This is a genomic window from Desulfotomaculum sp. OF05-3, from assembly GCF_003435535.1.
Classification (GTDB): Bacteria; Bacillota; Clostridia; order Lachnospirales; family Lachnospiraceae; genus Pilosibacter; species Pilosibacter fragilis.
In genome coordinates this window covers 19,831-42,082 of the sequence record NZ_QWGO01000019.1, presented here as the reverse complement: position 1 = coordinate 42,082, position 22,252 = coordinate 19,831, and the positions used below count along the sequence as shown (strand labels likewise).

26 protein-coding genes and 3 pseudogenes are annotated in these 22,252 nt (G+C 45.7%); 8 read left to right on the top strand and 21 right to left on the bottom strand.

Annotated features, from left to right (window positions below):
- Positions 1-6 precede the first annotated feature (6 nt).
- The 6 genes from DXA87_RS11160 to DXA87_RS11135 form a co-directional block, all read right to left on the bottom strand.
- Positions 7-1,362 carry an amidohydrolase gene (locus DXA87_RS11160; protein ID WP_117471024.1) on the bottom strand — a complete coding sequence of 452 codons (1,356 nt, stop codon included), beginning with the start codon at positions 1,360-1,362 and terminating at the stop codon, positions 7-9.
- An 82-nt stretch (positions 1,363-1,444) separates the two neighbouring features.
- Positions 1,445-3,163, bottom strand: coding sequence for an adenine deaminase C-terminal domain-containing protein (locus tag DXA87_RS11155; RefSeq protein WP_117504411.1), 1,719 nt, complete (start codon positions 3,161-3,163; stop codon positions 1,445-1,447).
- Between the two features lie 16 nt (positions 3,164-3,179).
- A complete protein-coding gene (locus DXA87_RS11150; RefSeq protein WP_015552829.1) occupies positions 3,180-4,292 on the bottom strand; it encodes an ABC transporter substrate-binding protein in 1,113 nt (370 codons plus the stop codon).
- Between the two features lie 91 nt (positions 4,293-4,383).
- Positions 4,384-5,424: an ABC transporter ATP-binding protein gene (locus tag DXA87_RS11145; RefSeq protein ID WP_015552828.1), complete on the bottom strand. Its 1,041-nt coding sequence runs from the start codon at positions 5,422-5,424 to the stop codon at positions 4,384-4,386.
- A 13-nt stretch (positions 5,425-5,437) separates the two neighbouring features.
- Positions 5,438-6,220 carry an ABC transporter permease gene (locus tag DXA87_RS11140; RefSeq protein WP_015552827.1) on the bottom strand — a complete coding sequence of 261 codons (783 nt, stop codon included), beginning with the start codon at positions 6,218-6,220 and terminating at the stop codon, positions 5,438-5,440.
- Positions 6,213-7,046 (bottom strand): ABC transporter permease, encoded by an 834-nt coding sequence (locus tag DXA87_RS11135; protein WP_117504409.1) that lies wholly within the window; start codon positions 7,044-7,046, stop codon positions 6,213-6,215. Before DXA87_RS11135 ends, DXA87_RS11140 begins: the two co-directional genes overlap by 8 nt.
- Before the next feature lie 174 nt (positions 7,047-7,220).
- On the opposite strand from DXA87_RS11135, the gene DXA87_RS11130 reads away from it, so the two are divergent.
- Positions 7,221-8,144, top strand: coding sequence for a LysR family transcriptional regulator (locus DXA87_RS11130; protein WP_117504407.1), 924 nt, complete (start codon positions 7,221-7,223; stop codon positions 8,142-8,144).
- A 117-nt stretch (positions 8,145-8,261) separates the two neighbouring features.
- Here DXA87_RS11130 and DXA87_RS11125 read toward each other — a convergent pair whose 3' ends face one another.
- From DXA87_RS11125 to DXA87_RS18720, 3 genes and pseudogenes are all read right to left on the bottom strand, one after another.
- Positions 8,262-8,633: a class I SAM-dependent methyltransferase gene (locus DXA87_RS11125; RefSeq protein ID WP_117504405.1), complete on the bottom strand. Its 372-nt coding sequence runs from the start codon at positions 8,631-8,633 to the stop codon at positions 8,262-8,264.
- Positions 8,634-8,765: 132 nt separating this feature from the next.
- Entirely contained in the window at positions 8,766-9,356 is a 591-nt protein-coding gene (locus DXA87_RS11120) for a nitroreductase family protein (RefSeq protein WP_015552824.1), read from the bottom strand.
- Between the two features lie 96 nt (positions 9,357-9,452).
- A pseudogene (locus DXA87_RS18720) lies at positions 9,453-9,563 on the bottom strand (FUSC family protein); the annotation flags it as partial.
- A gap of 295 nt (positions 9,564-9,858) precedes the next feature.
- On the opposite strand from DXA87_RS18720, the gene DXA87_RS11110 reads away from it, so the two are divergent.
- Complete coding sequence (locus tag DXA87_RS11110) at positions 9,859-10,371, top strand: transposase (protein ID WP_348982221.1); 513 nt, start codon at positions 9,859-9,861, stop codon at positions 10,369-10,371.
- 441 nt (positions 10,372-10,812) lie between these two features.
- Here the strand turns inward: DXA87_RS11110 and DXA87_RS11100 are convergent, their stop codons facing one another.
- From DXA87_RS11100 to DXA87_RS11045, 11 genes and pseudogenes are all read right to left on the bottom strand, one after another.
- Positions 10,813-10,971: a rubredoxin gene (locus DXA87_RS11100; protein ID WP_117471153.1), complete on the bottom strand. Its 159-nt coding sequence runs from the start codon at positions 10,969-10,971 to the stop codon at positions 10,813-10,815.
- A 90-nt stretch (positions 10,972-11,061) separates the two neighbouring features.
- The gene (locus DXA87_RS11095; RefSeq protein ID WP_015552821.1) at positions 11,062-11,436 is read right to left on the bottom strand and encodes a desulfoferrodoxin family protein; all 375 of its coding nucleotides are present in this window, start codon (positions 11,434-11,436) and stop codon (positions 11,062-11,064) included.
- Between the two features lie 27 nt (positions 11,437-11,463).
- A complete protein-coding gene (locus DXA87_RS11090; RefSeq protein ID WP_348982220.1) occupies positions 11,464-11,748 on the bottom strand; it encodes a hypothetical protein in 285 nt (94 codons plus the stop codon).
- A gap of 184 nt (positions 11,749-11,932) precedes the next feature.
- Positions 11,933-12,682 carry a peroxide stress protein YaaA gene (gene yaaA / locus DXA87_RS11085; protein WP_117504403.1) on the bottom strand — a complete coding sequence of 250 codons (750 nt, stop codon included), beginning with the start codon at positions 12,680-12,682 and terminating at the stop codon, positions 11,933-11,935.
- Entirely contained in the window at positions 12,682-13,137 is a 456-nt protein-coding gene (bcp, locus tag DXA87_RS11080) for a thioredoxin-dependent thiol peroxidase (protein WP_015552818.1), read from the bottom strand. Before bcp ends, yaaA begins: the two co-directional genes overlap by 1 nt.
- Before the next feature lie 3 nt (positions 13,138-13,140).
- A complete protein-coding gene (locus DXA87_RS18395; protein WP_015552817.1) occupies positions 13,141-13,350 on the bottom strand; it encodes a DUF6219 family protein in 210 nt (69 codons plus the stop codon).
- 265 nt (positions 13,351-13,615) lie between these two features.
- Complete coding sequence (locus DXA87_RS11070) at positions 13,616-14,389, bottom strand: NifB/NifX family molybdenum-iron cluster-binding protein (protein WP_117504401.1); 774 nt, start codon at positions 14,387-14,389, stop codon at positions 13,616-13,618.
- A 286-nt stretch (positions 14,390-14,675) separates the two neighbouring features.
- Positions 14,676-14,906 (bottom strand): annotated as a pseudogene (locus DXA87_RS11060) (peptide deformylase); the annotation flags it as partial.
- Between the two features lie 11 nt (positions 14,907-14,917).
- Positions 14,918-15,061: pseudogene (locus DXA87_RS11055) on the bottom strand (ArsC family transcriptional regulator); the annotation flags it as partial.
- A 31-nt stretch (positions 15,062-15,092) separates the two neighbouring features.
- The gene (locus tag DXA87_RS11050) at positions 15,093-16,289 is read right to left on the bottom strand and encodes an ATP-binding protein (protein WP_117472074.1); all 1,197 of its coding nucleotides are present in this window, start codon (positions 16,287-16,289) and stop codon (positions 15,093-15,095) included.
- 188 nt (positions 16,290-16,477) lie between these two features.
- Positions 16,478-16,684 (bottom strand): hypothetical protein, encoded by a 207-nt coding sequence (locus DXA87_RS11045; protein WP_015552814.1) that lies wholly within the window; start codon positions 16,682-16,684, stop codon positions 16,478-16,480.
- A 523-nt stretch (positions 16,685-17,207) separates the two neighbouring features.
- On the opposite strand from DXA87_RS11045, the gene DXA87_RS11035 reads away from it, so the two are divergent.
- The 5 genes from DXA87_RS11035 (at position 17,208) to DXA87_RS11015 (ending at position 20,807) form a co-directional block, all read left to right on the top strand.
- Positions 17,208-17,954 (top strand): 3-oxoacyl-ACP reductase family protein, encoded by a 747-nt coding sequence (locus tag DXA87_RS11035; protein WP_117471149.1) that lies wholly within the window; start codon positions 17,208-17,210, stop codon positions 17,952-17,954.
- 60 nt (positions 17,955-18,014) lie between these two features.
- A complete protein-coding gene (locus DXA87_RS11030; RefSeq protein ID WP_117504397.1) occupies positions 18,015-18,404 on the top strand; it encodes a rhodanese-like domain-containing protein in 390 nt (129 codons plus the stop codon).
- Between the two features lie 71 nt (positions 18,405-18,475).
- Complete coding sequence (gene trxA, locus DXA87_RS11025; protein ID WP_117472032.1) at positions 18,476-18,781, top strand: thioredoxin; 306 nt, start codon at positions 18,476-18,478, stop codon at positions 18,779-18,781.
- Between the two features lie 12 nt (positions 18,782-18,793).
- Positions 18,794-19,114 (top strand): rhodanese-like domain-containing protein, encoded by a 321-nt coding sequence (locus DXA87_RS11020; protein ID WP_117504395.1) that lies wholly within the window; start codon positions 18,794-18,796, stop codon positions 19,112-19,114.
- A 1-nt stretch (position 19,115) separates the two neighbouring features.
- Positions 19,116-20,807 (top strand): FAD-dependent oxidoreductase, encoded by a 1,692-nt coding sequence (locus DXA87_RS11015; RefSeq protein ID WP_117504393.1) that lies wholly within the window; start codon positions 19,116-19,118, stop codon positions 20,805-20,807.
- Between the two features lie 105 nt (positions 20,808-20,912).
- Here the strand turns inward: DXA87_RS11015 and DXA87_RS11010 are convergent, their stop codons facing one another.
- The gene (locus tag DXA87_RS11010) at positions 20,913-21,572 is read right to left on the bottom strand and encodes a Crp/Fnr family transcriptional regulator (protein WP_015552807.1); all 660 of its coding nucleotides are present in this window, start codon (positions 21,570-21,572) and stop codon (positions 20,913-20,915) included.
- A gap of 135 nt (positions 21,573-21,707) precedes the next feature.
- Here DXA87_RS11010 and DXA87_RS18390 point away from each other — a divergent pair, with 135 nt between their 5' ends.
- Complete coding sequence (locus tag DXA87_RS18390; protein WP_117504390.1) at positions 21,708-22,226, top strand: DUF134 domain-containing protein; 519 nt, start codon at positions 21,708-21,710, stop codon at positions 22,224-22,226.
- The last annotated feature ends 26 nt before the right edge of the window (positions 22,227-22,252 follow it).

Here is a 22,252-nt window from a genome sequence, read left to right as displayed (position 1 = left end):
TGTCTTCTACACCAGATTCTTCATATCCTTAAACGCCGTCCGCTCCATCTTCTCCCGAAGGTCATTCCTGATCTTCGCGAAGTCCTCACGGACAAGCTTCTTTTCTTTTACGAGGCACTCACCCGCAACATAAACATCTCTCACATTCGATGCAATCGCGCTGTACACAAGTGCCGAATACGGGTCGTATACCGGAAACATATTCGGGGAGTCGGTCTCTACGAGGACGAGATCCGCCTGTTTTCCGGGCTCGATGGAACCGGTGATGTCACCGAGTCCTAACGCTCTTGCTCCCTCGATGGTCGCCATGGAGACCACCTCCTTTGCCGGAAATGCGCTGCGGTCACGGAGCTCATTTTTGTGGAAGTTCTCACACATCCGCATCTGGATGAACAGGTCTAACGTATTTCCGCTCGCCGGACCGTCGGTGCCGAAGCCGACGGACATGCCGTGCTTATGCATCAGTGACACCGGGGCTACGCCCTTTGCGGCCTTCGTGTTGGAGGCGATGCAGTGGGCCACGGACGCGCCATGCTTCGCTAGGATCTCCACATCATGTTCCGTCGTGCGGATGCTGTGGGCCGCCAGCGTATTCGGTCCGAGGACTCCGATATGCTCCATAAACTCGATGGGCGTCATGTTATACTGTTCCCTTAACTGGGTCATCTCGTAGTCCATCTCCGCCACATGGAGCGTAAATACAGTTCCCGCCTTTACATCCTCCTCATAGGCCCTCTTTAAGGTCTCCGGGCTGCAGGTCGTCGTTCCGTGGGGCGTGATCGCTCCGGAAACGCGCGGGTGATCTTTGTATGCTTCGATCAGAGCGATTCCCCGCCTGATGGCCTCATCCGCGTTCTTACTGTCACAGGAATCCTTTTCCATCACCGTCTCACCGGCGATTCCGCGGATCCCCATCTCGTCCATGACCTTCGCCACGACTTCCTCGAAATAGTACATGTCAAGCACTGTCGTCACGCCGGAAAGCAGCAGCTCGCCGATGGCGTATCTCGTGGAAAGCCTGGCCATCTCCGCGTCCATAGCCTGGTTCTCCATCGGGAGCAGGAACACCCGCAGGCGGTCCTTGCAGTCGTCCCCGAGACCGCGGAACGGGATCATGCCGAGGTGGCAATGGGTGTTTACGAGGCCTGGGATCACGATAGCGCGCTTCGCGTCGATCTCCTCGAAGGTCTCGCCAGCTTTTAAGATCCCCTGCGCAGTAAGCTCCTGAAGCGTTTTCTCAAGCTCATCTTCCGGACCTGCTGCCAGGATCTTCGTATCCTCAAACATTACATAACCATGATCCCAGACATCACCTGCCGCGTTCATCGTCACAACAATGCCGTTTTTGATAATCTTCTTCATCGTTCTAATTTCATCCTTCATAATTTCGATCTGATCCGGCTCTTCCACTATCCGGGGAGAAAACCGGCGGCGGGCCGTAAAACTACTTCCCGTACTTCTCAACCAACGGCACATGTTCCTGCCCCGGCACCGTCAAAAGCCCGTGATCCGTGAGCTTTAACTTCGGTGAAACCGGCAGACAAAGCGTGGACATGGACATGATCACGTTGTTGTTCACATATCCGAGACCTTCCATCGCCGCCCGGACTTCTTTCAGTTCCTGTCCGAGGACCTCGATCGGCTGATCCGAAACGATGCCGCCGATTGTAAGTCTCGCCTCTGCCAGGGATCTTCCTTCAGAGAACACCACATATGCCCCCTGAAGCTTCAGAACGCGTCTCTGGGCCAGTTTCATATCGTTCTCATCTGTTCCCAGGACAAACAGGTTGTGGCTGTCGTGGGACCACGTGGTGGCCACAGCGCCCGGTTTCGTCAGCGCTCCTTCCACAAATCCATACCCGATATTTCCATTCTTGCCGTATCGCTCGAAAACGACTGCGAGGGAAAGTCCCGCCGACTTCCAGTCAAGCACACCGTCCTTCACCTCGACTCTGCGCTTCACCGGCGTGGTAGCCGTTCCGAAGGTGCCGATCTTCATGACATTGACTTCCGCCCATTTCGCGTCTGGATCTTCCGCCTTTAACACAAAGTCGGAGATCTCCGCCGGACGGCAGTTGATCGTGTGGTAGAACGGATCAGGGAAACTGCATGCCGCAGCTTCTGCCGCACCGCACGCCTCCTCGTCCTTGCAGTACACACACTCGCCCTTCTTATAAACCACCACCGGCTCGATCCCGTCCAGACTGTCAAGCAGCATAAAGTCTGCGATCTTTCCCGGCGCGATCATCCCTCTGTCATCCAGATGCATCCGCCGCGACGGTGTCCAGGTCGCGCAGTAGATCGCCTTCTCCATCGGCATCCCCGCCTTCACAGCCGTCTCGATGATCTTATTGAGATGTCCGGTCAGAAGCTTATCTGCCATCGTGTCATCCGTCACCAGCGCCACATTCTCATAGAGTTCATGATCGCAGACGGTCTTCACGACCTCCGGTGTCAGGGATTTGAACTGCAGCTCCAGAAACATCCCAAGCTCCGTCTTCTCCATCACCGATTGCGGTGTCTGCTGGGTGTGGTCCGCATCAACACCTTCATAGATAAAGCGGTTAAGATCTGCCCCCGTAAGTCCCGGGCAGTGTCCCTCGATCCTTAGATTCTTTCCTGCGTTCCGGCACACATCGATGAGGTCCCTCGTCCGGCTCTCGCCTTCCGCTGAGAGATCCTTATAGTTCATGATCTCTCCAAGGCAGAGAACTCCATCTAAGGATGCCATCTCAGAAATTTCCTTTACACCAAGGGCCGCCCCGGCTGTCTCTAACTTCTCATTTGTCGCTGGTACACTGGACGGGATCGCCCAGAAAATGTCCTGCTTCGTCTTCTGCGCCATAAAAGCACGGATGCCGTCCATGCCGAACACATTCGCCATCTCGTGGGCATCGGCAACCACCGTTGTCACTCCATATGGAAGCGTGATCCTGGAAAATTCGCCCGGATACGTCATCGAGCTCTCGATGTGCATATGGATATCCACCAGACCTGGCAGCATGTATCTGCCTTTGCCGTCCCGCTCCTCAACTCCCGGATATGAAATTGCAGGGGAAATGCAATAAAACTTTTCCCCTGCAACTGCCACATCCCGTTTTTCAAAGCACTGTCTGAAGGTCTGATAGACCATGACATTTTTCAGAATAAAATCGGGTCTCATATAAATTTCCTCATTATTAGTTGTTGATCGTTCTGTTCCACTGGTCGATCCAGTTATTTAAGATCGGGTTTACGAAAGCGTAGTCAACAACTTTAACCTTCTCAGCTGCATCGCCGTAAGTCATGTTCTGGGACTCTTCCTCAGTGAATGTAACATCCATGTTGGTCGGAGCTTCGTTTAATGCCTTACCTGTCTTTGTCTGGAGCTCTTCGCTGATGCGGTAGTTGATGTACTCATAAGCGAGCTCTTTGTTTGCGCAGTTCTTTGTAACATTGATGGTGTTGAAGTTTGCATAAGCTCCGTCCGGTGTTACATAAACAAGTGTCGGATTTGCTGCTACGATTGTCGGAACACCGAAGTCGCCGACAACAGCTGCTGCAACCTCACCGGAAGTGAACATGTTGATCAGGTCGGAAGACTTTGTGTATGTCTTAACAAGGTTCGGCTTTAAGTCAGCAAGTGCCTTGAAAGCTGCCTCGCCGTTATCAGTTGTCACATCAACGCCTGCATGGTCACTTGCAACATAAACCATAGCCGGTCCGAATGTTGTTGTGATCTCCGGAATGGAAACCATGCCTGCAAGGCGCTCGTCCCAAAGGTCGTCAAAGCTTGTGAGCTCAAATCCTGTAAGCTCCGGGTTGTAGATGATACCGATGCTGTTGATGGTGTACGGAACACCCTGACCAGCCTCTGCAAGCTCTTTTGCAGCCGGAATTAACTTCTCAGCGTTCGGGATCTTGCTTAAATCGATCGTATCGAAAAGTCCCTCGTCAGCGCCCTTCGCTGTCATAGCCTGGGAGAGTTCGATCACGTCGATGGTGGAGTTCGGGTCTGCCGCTAACTTTGTATAACGGTCGTTTGTGCCGCCTGTCTCAGTAACGATCTCACAGTTGAATTCGTTCTCAAACGGTGTGTAAACCTCTTCCTCGGAAATGTCCTCGCTGAGGCCATATGTGGATAATACGAGCTTCTGTGCGTCTCCGGAAGCTGCCTTTGTCTCTTCTGCGGAAGCTGTGGTCTCAGAACCTGCTGCCTGGCTTCCTGCTGCTGTGGTCTCTGTTGTGGATGCGCCGCCGCAGGCGGTAAGCATCATTGCTGCGCAAAGTACAACTGCTGCTGTTTTCTTCATGATTTTTTTCTCCTCTTTCTCTCTTTTTGAGATAATATTTCTTCGCGTTGACAGGATCTCTGCCCGCGCGATGGTTCACTAAGTTAAATTTTTATTTTCTCACCAGGATCAGCTTGTCCTTCGGGAGATACAGGCGGATCTTTTCGCCCTCTTTGTAAACATGGTCGGTACCCATATTGACCTTTAAGACTCCGGCTGAAGTCTCGACCTCGTACTGGTAGCTCTTTCCGAGGAAGGTGCGGACGCCGATCGTTCCGCTTAAAACATTCTCTGTCTGGATCTCATCCGCCAGGCAGATATCGTCCGGCCGGATCGTTCCTGCAAAGTTTTCACAGTCAAGATCCATGGAAGTTAAGAACTCACTTCCGTCCGGCGCTGTGTAGACGCCGTCCTGCTTTTTCGCAAGCTCCAGGAAGTTCTCGAAACCGATGAATCTTGCGACGAACTCGGTCGCCGGTCTCTTGTAGATGTTCTCCGGTGTGTCGAACTGCTCGATCACGCCGCCGTTCATAACGGCAACTTTATCGGAGATAGAGAAACATTCCTCCTGGTCATGGGTGACAAATAATGTGGTGATTCCAAGGCGCTTCTGAAGACGTTTGATCTCAACACGCATGGAAAGTCTTAATTTCGCGTCAAGGTTGGATAACGGCTCATCTAAGAGCAGTAACTTCGGCTCGATGACAAGCGCTCTCGCGAGGGCAACTCGCTGGCGCTGTCCGCCGGACATCTGCTTCGGGAAACGGTCTGCAAGCTCGGTCAGACCGCAGACCTCAAGGATCTCTTTGACCTTCTTATCGATCACGTCCTTGTCCATCTTTCTCGTTCTGAGTCCGAATGCCACGTTGTCGTAAACACTCAGATGCGGGAACAGAGCGTAGCTCTGGAATACCAGGCCGAACTGGCGCTTGTGGACCGGAACCTTCGTCATGTCCTCACCGTCCAGTGTGAAGGTGCCGCCCTGTGGGTCGATAAATCCGGCAACCACGCGCAGCGTTGTGGATTTACCGCATCCGCTCGGTCCGAGAAGGGAAACGAGCTCACCTTCCTCGACCTCAAGATTTAATCCCTTTAAGATCTGTTTCTTTTTATCGTAACTTACGTCGATTCCATTTAAACTCATAAAAGCCATGGTCATATTCTCCTTATTTTGCCAGGGCTGCGATACCCAGTGTGCGGTCTACGATCACCATGATGATCACGGTAGCTGCCATTAAAAGCACGGAAACCGCCGATACGGTCGGATCATAGTTGTATTCAATATAGTTCATCAGTGTCGACGGGAATGTCGAAACGCCCGGTCCGGATAAGAACATGGACACCGGAATGTTGTTGAAGGAATTGATGAACGCCAACATGAACGCGGAAGAGATTCCGGAAGTCACGTTCGGGAGAACGACTTTGAAAAACGCCGCTCCCTTCGGACATCCGAGGCTCCATGCCGCCTCCTCGATGGAAAAGTCGAACTGTTCCATTGCGGAGCCGACTACGCGGATCACATACGGCAGTGTTACCATAAAGTGTCCTGCCAGAAGTCCCGCAAATACCGGGATCCTGAGTGTCAGGATCAGGCACTGGTACATAATAAAGCCGATTACAATTCCCGGAACGATGGTCGGGGAAAGAAAGATGGACTTTAATAACTGCTTTCCTTTTAAACCGGATCTCGCCAGCGCATAAGCCGCCGGGATTCCGACCAGAAGAGAGATGCAGGTCGCAAGGAGTGCAACCTCAAGGCTGGTCAGAAATGATCTGCGGAAAGACTTTAACGCGAATACGTTCGCAAACCATTTCGTCGAGAATGACTCGATCGGGAATGTGATGGCGCTTCCGCCGCCGAACGCCGTTACGGTGATGATCAGTAACGGGATCATCAAAAATGCAAATACGATCGCTGCCCAGATGGTCAGCACTTTATTTTTACGCATAATCTTCTCCTCTGCGATCCAGCCGTGCGGCCAGAGCGTTAAATCCTTTGATCACAACCAGAGTTACAACGATCATGATGAGGGCGATCACGGACGCGCCGGTCCAGTCACTGACAGACATCGCTCTCTGGTAGATCAATGTCGCCATTACCATGTTGCTGTTGCCTCCTAATAACTGCGGCGTCGTGTAAGCTGTCAGGGTTCCGGTAAATACCAGAATACCGCCGACGATGATTCCAGGAAGACTCATCGGGAAAATGACTTTCATGAACGCTTCCGTTCTTGAAGCTCCGAGGCTCTGTGCCGCCTCCATCATATCATCGTCAATATTTTCCATAACACCGGCAACTGTCACGATCATTAACGGAAGGAACAGGTAGACAGAACCAATGATGATAGAAAAGTCGGTGTATAAAAGCTTCATCGGTTTCCCGATCAGTCCCATAGCGATCATGGCCTTGTTGATGATCCCGTTGCTGCCGAGAATGTTGATCCATGCAAAGCTTCGGATAACGGAGTTCGTCATCATCGGGAAGATCGATGCAGAGAGGAGAAGACCTCTCCATTTCTTATCACAGCGGCTGATGAAATACGCCGTCGGGATTCCGCCCACCATACAGACAAACGTCGTGATGACCGCGATCTTCACGGTTCTCAAAAAGATCTTTCTGTAATATTCGTCCTTAAAAAAGTCCACGTATGCACTGAACGGGTAATCTCCCGTAAACACACTCGGAACCAGAACGCGAAGCAGCGGGATCATCAGGAACAGAAATAAGATCACCAGTCCCGGAACCAGCATGCACCATGCACTGCTCTTTTTCATTGGTTTGCCCCTTTCTTAACTGTGCGTAATGAATTTCAATTAGTATTCCTTATAAATATTTGTTTTTTCATCAATTACACTTATATTTTACATTCATTATAAAAAGTGATATACTATACGTCAAATACATATTATCTATAATTTTTATGCAGTAAAGCTATGAGGAGGCCCTGTATGGAATTAAAAGAAGCCCGCTATATCCTGGCGATTGCCCGCCACCAGAGCATCGGCAAAGCCGCCGAATCCCTTTATATCTCCCAGCCGTCCCTGAGCAAGTACTTAAAGAACCTGGAAGAACGTCTCGGCGCTCCGCTGTTCAGCCGCCACGAAAACCGCTACTACCCAACCTACATGGGTGAACGCTACCTCCACTACGCCGAACAGATCGTTGCCTGCGGCGATGAGTGGATGCAGGAATACGACGATATCGCTCACCGCCAGCGCGGCCGTTTAAACATCGCCGTGCCGATCATGATGGGCAGCACGCTGATCGAACCGATGTTAGCGCCGTTTCATAAACGATACCCCTATGTGACCTTAAATATCATGGAAGCTGTAAATTTCATTGCGGAGAACAGTCTGGAGACCTCATCCATCGACCTGACTCTTTACAATATCCATGAATTTCCCGAGACCATGGACTACCAGATCCTGCGCTCTGAGGAGATTGTTCTGGTCCTGCATGAAAACCATCCTCTCGCCGCAAAAGCCATCACACGCCCCGGCTTCCGCTACCCGTGGTTAGATCTTTCCCTATTAAAAGAGGAAAACTTCATTCTCCTCTACCCGGACCAGAACACCGGCGGCATTGCTCTGGATCTCTTTAAAGAGTACAACATCAATCCACCGGTCTCTCTCCACACGAGAAACTCCTCCATGTCGATCCATCTGGCTATGGACGGCGTCGGCGCTGCCTTCGCCCCGGAGAGCTATTTCCACCATGAAAACCAGTACACCGGAAACCGCGCCCTCTGCTTTTCCGTCGGCCATAAACCGGCCCTCACAACTACCATCGCCGCCTATCGGAAAAACCGGTATCTGCCGCAGCATGCGAGGGATTTTCTGGAAATGATCCGGGAATATTGCCGTGAGAAATAAAACGTTCTTCCAGAAATTTATATCCATCTGCAAAGTGCGCCGTCTGGCGCACCTCGTAAAAGAAGCCGGACAATCTCTTTCAGTATCCGGCTTCTTGCTGCGAATCTTCTGGCACCTTTAGCTCTGGTAAACAAACAGACGGTTCATTCCCTCCTGCCACGGGTATTCGAATTCCAAATATATGATCTCTTTCCCAAAACGTGCAAATTTTTCTTTCCAATAGTTTGTAGTTGCCTGTCTTAATCTCATAATATGATCTTTTTCATAAATATTATTACCCGCATTTTTATATTCAAAGCTTTCAAGCTCTTCTTTTGAATAGTACGGATTCATCTTAATAAACCAATATCCGCCGGGCTTCAGCACCCGTTCCAGATCATCGATCACGGTTGTTGATATGTCCTTCGGCATTACATCCAGAACATTGGACAGGATCACTCCATCAAACGACATGGGTTCCACCTTTAAATCCAGATTTCTCAGATCCACCGGTATACATTCCTCAAAAACCCGGGTTCACATTTCTATTTCCTGCTCATATGCTTTCTTCAAAGCTGATCATCTCCAATATGAATTTTATCTCTTCGTTGTTTGGCAGTTTAAAATCTCTCTAAGATTTCTTTATCTATACTCGACAACATCTCTTAATGCTTTTCGTGGCCTTTTCGGCGGAGCTTCATTTGCAGCTCCAACAGCAACAATTCCTGTCAGCTGGTTGTCTGTTCCGATAAATTCTATCAGCTCATTATAGGCAAAGCAGGTATTGGCAATCCATAATGTACCTAATCCATATCCGGTCGCTGTCAATATCATATTCTCAACAGCCGCACCGATCGACAGCGAATCGCAAATTTCTACGATCCGTTTTTCTCTCTCGATGCTTGCAAATGGTGTATATTGATTTGTATTAAGCACTGCTATAAGGCACGGCGCCTCCTGCATGATTCTGACTGTATTTTCAGCATCGGGGATTGCAAATGCCCATTCCGGCATAAGTTCATGTGTGATTTTTTCTGAATTTATACCATGGCGCATAACCTCAACCAGTTTATCTTTCGCTTCTCCCTGATATACGATAAATTTCCATGGCTGTCGGTTTTTGGCTGATGGCGCAAGAGTAGCACTATATATGATCTCTTCGATCAGCTTCCTGTCAATCTCATCGGATCTATATTTTCTTATACTTCTTCTGTTCTCAATTTCTCGTATCATAGTCTTCTCCGTAAATTTTGATTTCAATGTTTTTTCCAGTCAATACATTTCTGACCACCGGACATCGTGTACCACTTACTTTCTTTCCAATCCACCTCACTCTTCATCTGCGGTCACACCGGTTTCCTTTTTGTTCGACGTAAACAAATAAAACATAGCACAAAATACAAATGCAAATACAACGCCGAAAACATTCTGAATCACTCTCTGCAATATTCTCCCATGTATTATACATTATATCATTGCAGATAATATATGGTGTACGAATTTTCACGCGCTCTTTATAAAAGCGCTTCTGGATTTTTTCTATGATCACTGCCCGTTCCGTATTCTCGCTGCGTTCATTCCACGAATCATTTTGTGTTTCTTTTCAGGTCGTCACCCGGTTTTCGGCATCAAAAAAACGCCATACTCATCACCATTCCGGCAATGAGCAGACGCTTTATATTTTGTCCGTATTCTTTTGCAAAAGAGAAACAAATGAAATGTAAGTTTGTAGCGCATGTCGCATCTGTCTATGATAATATTAGCACAGGTCAATTCTGAAAAAAAGAGGCAGAATGGTAGCAAAAGGATAGTAATTGGTAACAAAATGGGAGTAATACGGAAACATGCTGCACATTCCCCTATCCTCTCAGATTTAAAAACCATCTATCAGGCTGCTGATGAGCAGAAGGATCAGGCTGCTTTAGACCGTGTGACAGAAAAATGGAGTCCGAAATATCCGAATTCCATGAAACGCTGGAAGGACAACTGGGATGCTGTTTCTCCAATTTTTAAGTTTTCAACCACTGTCCGGAAGGTCATTTATACAACAAATGCGATAGAATCACTGAACTCCACATACCGGAAACTGAATCGTCAGAGAAGCGTATTTCCAAGTGATACAGCGCTGTTAAAAGCCTTATATCTGGCCACTTTCGAGGCTATTAAGAAATGGACAACTACCATCCGGGACTGGGGCCAGGTCTATGGGGAGTTGAGTATCATGTACGAAGGACGACTTCCAGAATAAGTAAAAACATAATCTAAGACAGGCGGCCAGCCGCCTGCTCTTGACATGCCTATCAGTAACTGTTATATATAAAACAAGGGTGAAAAGCCTGATTTGTAAGCTTCTCACCCTTCATTATCATAGAAGAATCTAATTTACAGAGATTTTCTCATAGTCTCTCCGCAGACTCTACACATATAACCATAATCTGTTCATCTTGATCTTCTATCTCATCATTATGATGTTCTATAAATTCATCAAGTTTGTGTATAAATTTCAGATGTTGAACTTTCCGTGTAAATAACTTCTTATAATTAATAGATTCCATATACTGCTCTTCATCAGTAAAGTGTTTTACTGTATAATCACGAAGATTTTCCAATATTATGTCAATTCTATCATATTTATTCCAATATTATATTCTGGTTTCATTTCATACATCCATTAGTCCTGCTTTCATTTTTATTCAGCCTTTGAAAACTGGTCTTTGCCTACAGAACATAACGGACATTCAAAATCTCCCGGAACATCCTCCCACTTTGTACCAGGTGCAATACCACCTTCTGGATATCCCTTCTCCTCATCGTATTCCCATCCGCAAACATCACATACATATTTCATTTGTTGTTCCTCCTTGTAAATACATTAATACACAGCCTATATTACGGTTATATTTGTGTTGTTCTTAAATCTTAATATGTATAAATGCTTTTAGCATTTCCATAATCCATGCAGGTTACAATATGCATATACTTCTTCTACCTGTTCACCATCGCAAAGACAAAAATCTGCTATCGGCTCCTGCCCTGGACTTAACTGTTTTCTGTATATTCCCTGATTGGTATTTAATGTAATCCACTCAATGAAATGTTCTTCAAGCATTGGATGTTTTGTCTCTCCGACCACGACATGAACATAATTGCCTTCCACTGTATATACAGGCACGTGCTTCTCAACAGCCGCATCTGTCACTCCGGCTTTTAATTCCTGCATAGGTTCTCCGCAACAAATTACAGGAACACCTTTATCCTTTACCTTTTCAACAATGTTTCCACAATGCTTACATATATAATACTTTACTTCCATGCTTTTATCTCCTTCCATGTGTATAATTTATAGTTCAATTGTCTCTATAATCTTTTTCAAAGAATCTGCAGATTTCTTAAGCTTTAATGCTTCCTCACCACTTAAATTAATAGGTATATTAGACTCAATACCATCAACACCTACAATAACTGGCATACTTAACGATACTCCGTCAATATCATATACGCCATGAATCATGTGCGATACCGGAAGTATTGATTTTTCATTTCTCATAATCACTTCACAGATTCTTTTTACAGACATTGCCATTCCATAATATGTAACTTCATTTGCCGTAACGTGTATTCTCATTTCGTATACGGCATTTCTTACAAGATCTTTTTAAATGGTATTTCTCCTACTTGTCATTCATGCTCCTTATTAGTATTAGTTCTTAATAAGGATTATATACCACTATTATCCTGTTGTCAACAAAAATAGTAATAATTATCATTATTATAAAAAATGCCAAACTGAGCATCCTTTATCTGAATAACTATTGTATTTTGCGTTCAAAAACATATTCTGAATCTGATGATAAATCAGACCTAAAGGAATATCCAAATCTGTCAAATTTCTGAATTTCCACCAGATTTTCAATGTTATTTTCTGCCATGAATCTGACCATTTCACCACGAGCCATCTTGGCATAGGTACCTTTTGTTACCAATTTATCTCCGGATAACTCACAAAATACAATCGTAATATATCTGTCCTGTGGTGTCAGATACTTTTCTATACATTTTGAGTATTCTTTTGATGCAAGATTAATGATAATCCTGCTGTCATCAATTACTGAATGATATAACCGGTCCCCCCAGTAATCATATAGATTTGTTGTTTCTTCAATCTCAGCTTTTGCCTGCATTTCAAGGCGATAAGGAGTCACACCATCCAGTGGTTTTAAAATGCCATAAAACGCAGACAGGATTCTTAAATGATTTTGCAGATACTCAAACTGCTGGATTTCAAACACAGCTGGTGCCATATATTGAAATGCAATTCCTTCATATGCTAAAACAGCCGGAGTAAGTCTGTTATAAAGATCCATAGTTTCCAATCTGTTAAAGTTCTGCTCTGCAATCTTGTCATTACATTTCCAGATAGCTTTCAGTTCCTCTTTTGATTTGCTTTTCATCCAGCCCAATATCTCTGCTGTCTTATCAATAAAGGCAGGCAGTTCAACCGGTGCTATGTTATCAGTATCTGCAATCATCTTTTTTGCAGGTGACAATATAATCTTCATCAATTTAATTCCTTAAGCATGTTTTCAGGATCATCTGCCGCCTTTACTTTATCATTGGCTTTGATAATAATCCCTTGCTCATCAATAAGATACGTAGTTCTTACTACACCCATAGAAACCTTTCCGTAATTTTTCTTTTCTTTCCATACATCATATACTTCGATCACCTTACGCTCTGGATCTGCCAAAAGTGTAAATGCCAATCCATATTTTTCTTCAAATTTCTTGTGAGAGGCTACAGAATCCTTGCTCACTCCAAGAACAACTGCTCCTTTCTCGGTGAATTGAGGATAACGCTCGGAAAAACCACATGCCTGCTTTGTACAGCCTGCCGTGTTATCCTTTGGGTAAAAATATAAAATTACCTTTTTTCCTGCATAATCACTTAATTTATGCATTTCCCCATTCTGATCCGGCAATTCAAAATCCGGTGCTTTGGTTCCTATTTCTAACATTTACTATTCCTCCGCTTCTGTATTTTCCACCTGTTTTCTTGTTCTCTTATTACCTGAAATCATTTTATGTCCAGTGTATATGGACATAATCATACATATAAGAGTGCTGCACGCAAAATACCTATGACTTGATTTAGATCCTTTATATCCAGTATAAAAAGTTCCAATCATAGTAATTAACGCTCCGAATGACCAATACTTATGTGCTTTCATTCTATACCTCCAAATTGATTAAGCTGTTTCCAAAATAAATATCTCTGGATCATTAACAATATTATACCTTCCGTTCATCACTTTCTACAAGCAAGAAAAGCTAAATACTCAATCCATATAGAGATCGATATCGCATTCACAGGTTTTAATTGCCATATTGAAAATGTAATCTGCCATCTTATCAAATAATACAAAAGGATGTATCACGATAATTCTTCCATTACCTTGACGCATCCTTTCGTACGATTATTTTTTTCTATTCTTCTTAATGACAGCTATGGCTTCCACATCCATGCTCGCCACATGTATGTTCTTCCCCATGGTTGTGCTCATGATGAGAACACTTCACATCCGGATTATAATCAAGTGTATCATTGATAAAAGCTTCTACCGCTTTATCCGCATCTCCTGAAACTCCGCCAAAAAGCTTAATGCCTGCTGCCGCTAACGCAGTCTGGGCACCTCCTCCGATTCCGCCGCAGATCAAAACATCTGCATTTAATGCATTAAGAACTCCTGCCAATGCACCATGTCCGCTTCCATTCGTATCTACTACTTCTGAATGTACCACTTTTCCTTCCTCTACATCGTAGATCTTAAATGTCTCTGTGTGTCCAAAGTGCTGGAAAATCTGTCCATCTTCATATGTTACTGCTATTCTCATGATACCTTCTCCTTTTTCCACTGCATATTTTTGATATATCTCCTGCTTATAACATCCTCCAAGGTTGCAGTTACTGCTCTGACCATCACAGATTCTAAAATCCCCACCTTCTATTCTGAGCGGATGTCCGTCAATTAGAGCATCTGCTATTTTCTTCCTGGCAATCTCGTAAATTCGTTGAACGGTTGTTCTTGCGATCTGCATAGATTCTGCACACTGTTCCTGACTATAACCTTTCTTGTCCAAAAGACGAATTGTCTCGTACTCATCTACCGTCAGAACAATGGGTACTTTTTTCTCAGTATCATCTGCAGGAAAGAATTCTAAAACATTCGGGAAATGGCAGACTTTCCTGCATTTTACTGGTCTCGGCATAAACTGCTCCTTTCTCGCTTTTCTTATATATTAGCTCTATAAAAGGCATATGTCAATAACGTTTTTTGACATATGCCTTTTACAATCAGCTACTGTTCCTGCAGTGTATGTCCATCCCACGGAACACGGAAGGTCCAGAATAGTTTGATGGCTTCATGCAAGGACGATGCTCCGGCACTAACTAAATAATCAGGGTTCCGTGTCCCTACTGTCCGGAAATAGGAAACCGCAAATCCGCTTTTAAGGGAACCAGCATTCCGGTGGTGGAAACCTTTATAATAAATGCTCCGGTCTTCTTTGTAATAACTGGATTTACCATAGCAAATTGAAATGGGCCTGCTGCCACCACAATGATATTTTTCTTTACACCAATCATATTGGCTGCCATTCCAACACAATGATCCAGATTTGCCCTTAATGTATCAAGCAGATCTGTAATTACCTGTTGGTCTGCCTCCGTTGCATCTGTAGATTTCTGAGCGAGAAACAATGGGTCCCGCATAATTTTTTTCACCATATTCTTATCCTCTAATTCCAGTTTTTCCAAACATCCGGCAGATAACCCAGGGTTGATTGCTTACCATTTCTAACCACTGGTGTCTTAATCACCTTCGGATTTTCAAGAATCTTGTCAAGCTTATCATCAGCTGCAATATACTTTATAAGGGCAAGGGAATGATAAAAGAGATATATTTCGCCTTGTTTATTCTTGTAGCAACCAATCGGCTATGTCGTGGATTTCGATTCCTTCATAACTATATTTTGGATGCTTGGTTCTGGCAATAATCATTTTCGGATAAGCATCTCGGATCTGAAGCAGAGGAGAGCATTCTCTCTCAAATGTTTCCTGTCCGGAAATGTTGTCGCTGACCTGAATATAAATCTTCTCGCTGCCTCTCTGAGCAACAAAGTCGATCTCCTTTTGATAGAGCTTGCCGACATAGACATCGTATCCACGGCGAAGAAGCTCGATGCAAACGATGTTTTCATATACTCTGCCGTAATCCATATTTCTGCTTCCCAGTATTGCATATCGAATACCACTGTCACAAAGATAGAACTTTTCAGAGCTTTCAAGGTATTTCTTGCCTCGGATGTCGTATCTCTTAATATCATAAAATACAAAAGCATTGCACAAATACTTAATGTACTTGCCGACGGTTACATGATTGGTTGGAGTCTCATTTGCTGTCAGCAGCTGACTGACCTTATTAGGAGAAGTCAAGTTGCTGATATTATCCATAAGAAACTCGCTCAGACGTTGTAAAACCAACGTGTCCGGGAGTGCATATTTCTGCACCAAATCCCTTGTAACAATCGTTTCGTAGACCTCTTTGATATAGTTTGTTCTGTCTTTTTCGGTTCTGTAAGCGTAAGAACCTGCTAAACCGCCCTTGATAGCGTAATCATCAAAGAGCTTATCTTTATCACTAACATCATCATAATACTGGCAATATTCCTGGAAGCTGAAAGGAAACACATGAATTTCAATATATCGTCCGGTAAACAGAGTTGCCAGATCCGCACTCAACAGGAAAGCATTGGAGCCGGTTACATAGATGTCGTATTTTCCCTTAGAGTACAGGCTATTGATTGCCAACTCAAACTTGGGACACATCTGAACCTCGTCTACAAACAGGTAGTTCGTTTTACCTTCCTGATAATGTTCTTCCACATAGGCGTGTAAGGCATGGTATTCCTTGATTTCTTCATACGCCAAATCCATGAAGTCAATAAAGATAATATTGATGTTTTCAAAATTACTTTTCAGATACTCAATATACGCCTGCATCAGCTTGGACTTACCGGATCGACGAATGCCCGTGATGATCTTGATGTCAGGAGTACCATTCAGTTCAATGATTCTGTCGAGATACTTTGCTCTTGTAATTGTTTTCATATCGTCACCCGCTTTCAAAAGTCGAAGATTTTTATTTTTTTGAAACTGCTTCGATGTACTTATTATACCGTCTGCTAATAGTATATGCAAGAGATCGCTTTCAAAAACATAAAATATTTTAATTTTTGAAAGCAGATACTATGTAAAGGCAATCCGAAGATTGCCCCAGGCATTATGCCTGTTCTTTGTTATACGGGTTCGTTGTCCTCATCATCAGCGATGAAGCCTACATCATCGTCCTCGTATTCCTCACTGTGGCCATAGTCCTCGTCATCGTCCACATAATCAGCATCCGGATCAGGCTTTGCCGCTTCCTGTTCCTTCTTCTTTTCCTGGAATTCCCCTGGTCGTGGCAGGAATGCTGAGATTACAGACGAAGAAAAAGCCTGGATCATTAACATTGCCTGCCAGAAGCCAATTGATTTTGGATATGCTGCTGAAGCAGCTGGATACACAAGACTTTCCACCATTTCACCACTTTACAACTTTATAAATGATAGACTTGTTGATGAATCAACTGATTTAAAGCCTTTTCACAGCAGTTGTTTTTATGTGTGTTTCGATATTTTTTACGAAAGTGGCAAAAAATATCTGGCTGCGAATCCCCTGACTTAAGTAAAGCGGACATTCGCAATCCGCTTCGCTACTTGCTCATGAACGCAGTCGCTTCGCGATCTGTCAGTGGGAGCTTTCAACTCCCACTGACATAAGCATCCCACTCACCCACCGCTTAGTGCCCCACACACTTGAAGTGGGGGAATGCTTATCTGCGTTCAAATCGGAGCGTGACTGTGACTTTTTTATTTATTCATGGGCATGATTTTTCTATCATTCCTTCTTGGAAAAATGTGATTTTATCACGGAGAGTTCCTCCGAAACAGGTTATACTACAAATACAAAATACAAGGAGGTATTCTTATGAGGCTGAAAGATAAAGTTGCAATCATCACCGGAGGCAGCCGTGGCATTGGCTACGCTACCGTAGAGAAATTTTTGAAGGAAGGGGCTACGGTAATCTTGACCGCAAGCTCGCAAGGTTCTGCTGACAAAGCGGTTGCGCAGCTGAAAGAAAAGTACCCTGATGCAACAGTTGCGGGAATCAGTCCTAACCTGTCCAATTTGGAATCTGTCCGCAATGCTTTCCGAGAAGCTGCCTCAAAATACGGTTGCATTGATATTCTGGTGAACAATGCCGGTATATCCGAAAGCACTCCCTTTACCGAGTATACGGAGGAAACCTTTGACAAGGTTATGGATCTGAATGTAAAAGGCGTGTTCAATGCTACAAAAGCCGCCAGTGAGTGCATGATTGCAAAAGGTCACGGTGTTATTCTCTCCACCTCCTCAATGGTTAGCATTTACGGCCAGCCTAGTGGCTTTGCATATCCCACATCCAAATTTGCTGTCAATGGCCTGACGGTTTCCCTTGCCCGGGAATTGGGTCCGAAGGGTATTCGAGTGAATGCAGTCGCTCCCGGGATTACCTTGACCGATATGATGAAGGCTGTTCCCAAGGAGGTAATTGATCCGCTCATCAATCAGATTCCCCTGCGCCGCCTGGGTCAGCCGGAGGATATTGCCAATGCATTTGTATTCCTGGCATCTGATGAAGCGTCCTATATCACAGGTGTTGTACTCAGCGTAGACGGCATGGCAAGAACATAAAAATCGGAAACAGGGCAGCTGGAAACGGCTGCCCTATCTTCAAAATGTGGAGGTATTCACATGAAAAGAATCATTCCTATTTTAATGGCTTTACTGCTTTTGTCCGGTTGTGCAACACAATCCGCCAAAAAAACCTATCGACAGATTACCATGGAGGAAGCTGTTACAATGCTGGAGGAGGAAACCGAATACATCATCCTCGATGTACGGACTGCTGAGGAATATAGTGAAAAGCATATTCCAGGTGCGATTAATATTGCCAACGAATCCATCGGCACAGAGGACATTCCGGAGCTGCCGGATAAAGATCAGTTGATTCTGGTATACTGCCGCAGCGGTAATCGGAGTAAGCAGGCCTCTGAAAAGCTGGTAAAACTGGGCTACACCAATATCGTTGAAATCGGCGGTATTAATAGTTGGCCCGGTGAAACCGTCGCCGGCGATAAGTGACAAAATCACGGAAAAAGCAACGACTACTGGATATACTAAAGCCATAAAAAAGAAAACAGGAGGACTTAAATATGTCTGCTATCAATGTAAATAAAAACAATTTCAATCAAGAGGTTTTGAACTCGGACAAGCCCGTCCTGATGGATTTTTGGGCTCCCTGGTGTGGTCCTTGCCGCATGGTAGTTCCTCTGGTAGAGAAAATTGCCGAGGAGCGCTCCGATATCAAGGTTGTTAAAATTAATGTGGATGAGGAACAGGAACTGGCTATGCAGTTTGGTGTGATGAGCATTCCCACTCTGGTGGTTATGAAGAACGGCAAAGTCGTAAATCAGGCCACCGGTGCCAGACCTAAGGCTCAGATTCTCGCCATGCTGTAAGGAGGTGCAAAGATGGGATTCTTCGATTTCCTGAAAGGCCCTGACATCAATCAGGGTGTCAAAGAATATAGCATTACGGATGGCGCAGTCCTGCTGGATGTTCGTACCCCTGACGAATACCGGCAGGGGCATATCCCCGGCAGTAAAAATATTCCTTTGCAGTCCATTAACAAAGTGGCTGGCGTGATTGACAATAAAGCTACCCCCATTTTTGTTCATTGTCTCAGCGGCGCAAGAAGCCGTCAGGCAGCTGCTATTTTGCAGCAGATGGGTTATACCAATGTGAAAAACATAGGCGGAATTTCCGCTTATGCAGGAAAGGTGGAACGCTGATATGAAAGTTGTTATTGTAGGTGGTGTGGCAGGCGGTGCTACTGCTGCCGCCCGTATTCGCAGACTAAATGAGCAGGCAGAAATCGTAGTTTTTGAGCGCTCGGGGTATATCTCCTATGCCAACTGCGGTCTGCCTTACTATATCGGAGATGTAATTACCGATCCGGAAGATCTGACCCTCCAGACACCGGAGAGCTTCTTCTCCCGGTTCCGTGTGAACATGAAGGTACGCCATGAGGTCACGGCTATCCATCCTGACAAAAAGACCGTTTCCGTCAAGAATCTGCAAACCGGAGAGGAATTCGAGGAAAGCTATGACAAGCTGATTCTTTCTCCCGGTGCCAAGCCTACCCAACCCAGGCTTCCCGGCTTAGGTCTTGATAAACTGTTCACCCTGCGCACCGTGGAGGACACCTTCCGCATCAAAGATTACATCAATATAAACCATCCTAAGTCTGCCGTACTGGCAGGTGGTGGCTTCATTGGGTTGGAGCTGGCAGAAAACCTGCGTGAACTGGGAATGGAGATCACCATTGTCCAGCGTCCAAAACAGCTTATGAATCCCTTTGATTCCGATATAGCTGCTTTTATACACAATGAAATGCGCAAGCACGGTGTTAAGCTGGCACTGGGTCATACCGTGGAAGGGGTTGCGGAAGTGAGCGGCGGCGTGGATGTGCTACTGAAAGACGAACAGCCTCTCCATGCGGATATGGTAATCCTGGCCATTGGTGTTTCTCCCGAAACCACCCTTGCAAAAGATGCCGGGTTAGAACTGGGCATTAAGGGAAGTATTGTGGTCAATGACCGGATGGAAACCTCCATTTCAGACATCTATGCTGTGGGTGATGCGGTGCAGGTGAAGCACTTTGTCACAGGGCAGGATGCTCTGATTTCTTTGGCGGGCCCTGCTAACAAACAGGGACGAATCGCTGCGGACAACATCTGTGGTGGAGACAGCCATTATACCGGCTCCCAGGGAAGCTCTGTCATCAAGGTCTTTGGCATGACTGCCGCCACTACCGGCGTGAATGAGGCCAACGCCAGAAAAGCAGGACTGGATGTTGATACGGTTATCCTGTCGCCTATGAGCCATGCGGGCTACTACCCTGGTGGGAAGGTCATGACCATGAAAGTGGTTTTTGAAAAAGAAACTTATCGCCTGCTGGGTGCTCAGATCGTAGGTTACGAAGGTGTGGATAAGCGCATTGATGTACTGGCTACCGCTATCCGAGCAGGAATGAAAGCCCCAGAGCTGAAGGATCTGGATCTGGCCTACGCACCGCCTTATTCCTCAGCCAAAGACCCGGTAAACATGGCGGGCTTTATGATTGAGAATATCGCAAAGGGTATTCTGAAGCAGTGGTATCTGGAAGATACAGATAAACTTCCTCGTGACGGAAGTGTAACTCTGTTGGACACCCGCACTGTGGAAGAATTCACCCACGGACACATTGACGGTTTCTTAAATATCCCAGTGGACGAGCTGCGGGAGCGGTTGGATGAACTGGACAAGCATAAGCCTGTCTACGTCATCTGCCAGAGCGGCCTGCGCAGCTACATTGCCTGTCGCATCCTGGCCGGAAACGGATTTGACTGCTATAACTTCTCCGGCGGCTTCCGGTTCTATGATGCTGTATTCAATGATCGCTGCCTCATTGAATCCGCCACCGCCTGCGGTATGGACAAATAACAATAACTCCTTCTCAGATTTCACAGGAAATGAGAAGGGGTTATCCTTTAGTAAATGATAATTCCAAGCACAGCCAAGGCGATAATCAGCAGGGTTAGCTGTTGCTTAGGCATTTTGCAGTTCCTCCAATGCAGCTTCGTCTGTAACCTCCACTGTTCCACGAGTCAGCTTGACCATCCCCTCGTTCTGGAAATAGCGAAGCATTCGAGTGACTACCTCACGGGCGGTACCCATGTGGCCCGCAATGGTTTCATGGGTAATCTTGAGGATGTTTGTTCCCTCTAAGCTACATTCCTCCAGCAGAAATCCTGCCAGCCTTTTATCAAAGCTTTTCCACATGATCTGCTCCATGAGCCACATAACCTCAGAAAAACGGGTAGCCATAATTTCGTTGGTAAAATTAGCTACCACAGCAGACTCTTTCATTAAGCGTCCATAAATGTCAGCAGAAATAACCCACATCGTGGTATCCTTCTGCGCCTCAATGGTGATCTCAAACTGAATGCTGTTCATCATACAGGAGGCGGAAAACAGGCAAATATCCCGATCAAACAAACGATAGAGGCTAATCTCCCGTCCTTCATCGGAAAGAATATAGGCACGAAGCTGTCCGTTTCTTACCAGCAGAAGACCAGTACACTCCATAGTTCCGTTGTGAATCACAGTCCCTTTGTCCACTTTTCGTAAAACTGCATTTCGCTCCAAAATCTGCTGCTGGGTCGGTGTCAGTTTGTTCCAAATTGGAAAATAAGATGAAAAATCCATGGGTACACCTCCTTGAATACACATAGTATAAAATAATTTATGGCATATGTCAATAACTCCGTTGACATATGGGAAAGGGAGATGTGCAATGATCGTATAAATGGCATATGCCGCAAATAATGTGGAGGCGAATCTATGCCAAGACCGAGAAAATGTAGAAAAGTATGTTGTCTGCCAGATAATGATGGTTTTGTTCCGGTTCGTGGCGGCGAGGAACTGACTCCCATTGTCCTGAATATGGATGAGTATGAAGCCATTCGCCTGATTGACCGTGAAGGTTTTTCTCAGGAGCAATGCGGAGAATATATGCGTATTGCCAGAACAACGGTTCAGCAGATTTATGCAACTACCCGTAAAAAATTGGCGGATGCGCTGGTTGAGGGACTTCCTCTGCGAATCGAGAAAGGGGATTTTGTGCTCTGCAGCGGAAACAGCGCAGCCTACGGGTGCAGAAATTGCTATCAGCAAAAAATCCATCCGATGCTTTCGAAACACTTCATCGAGTGGGTCTATGTCCAGACCGAAAACGGTGGACAGCGCAAGGCTCTGAAACCCGATGACAAACCCAATGTCACCTTCTGCTTGGGAGATGATAAAGCTGTTGCGGTTTACGCCTATTGCAATCTCCACGGCCTGTGGATGACTGAAGTGTAAAAAGTATGCCGCCTGTCGGTTTCCGG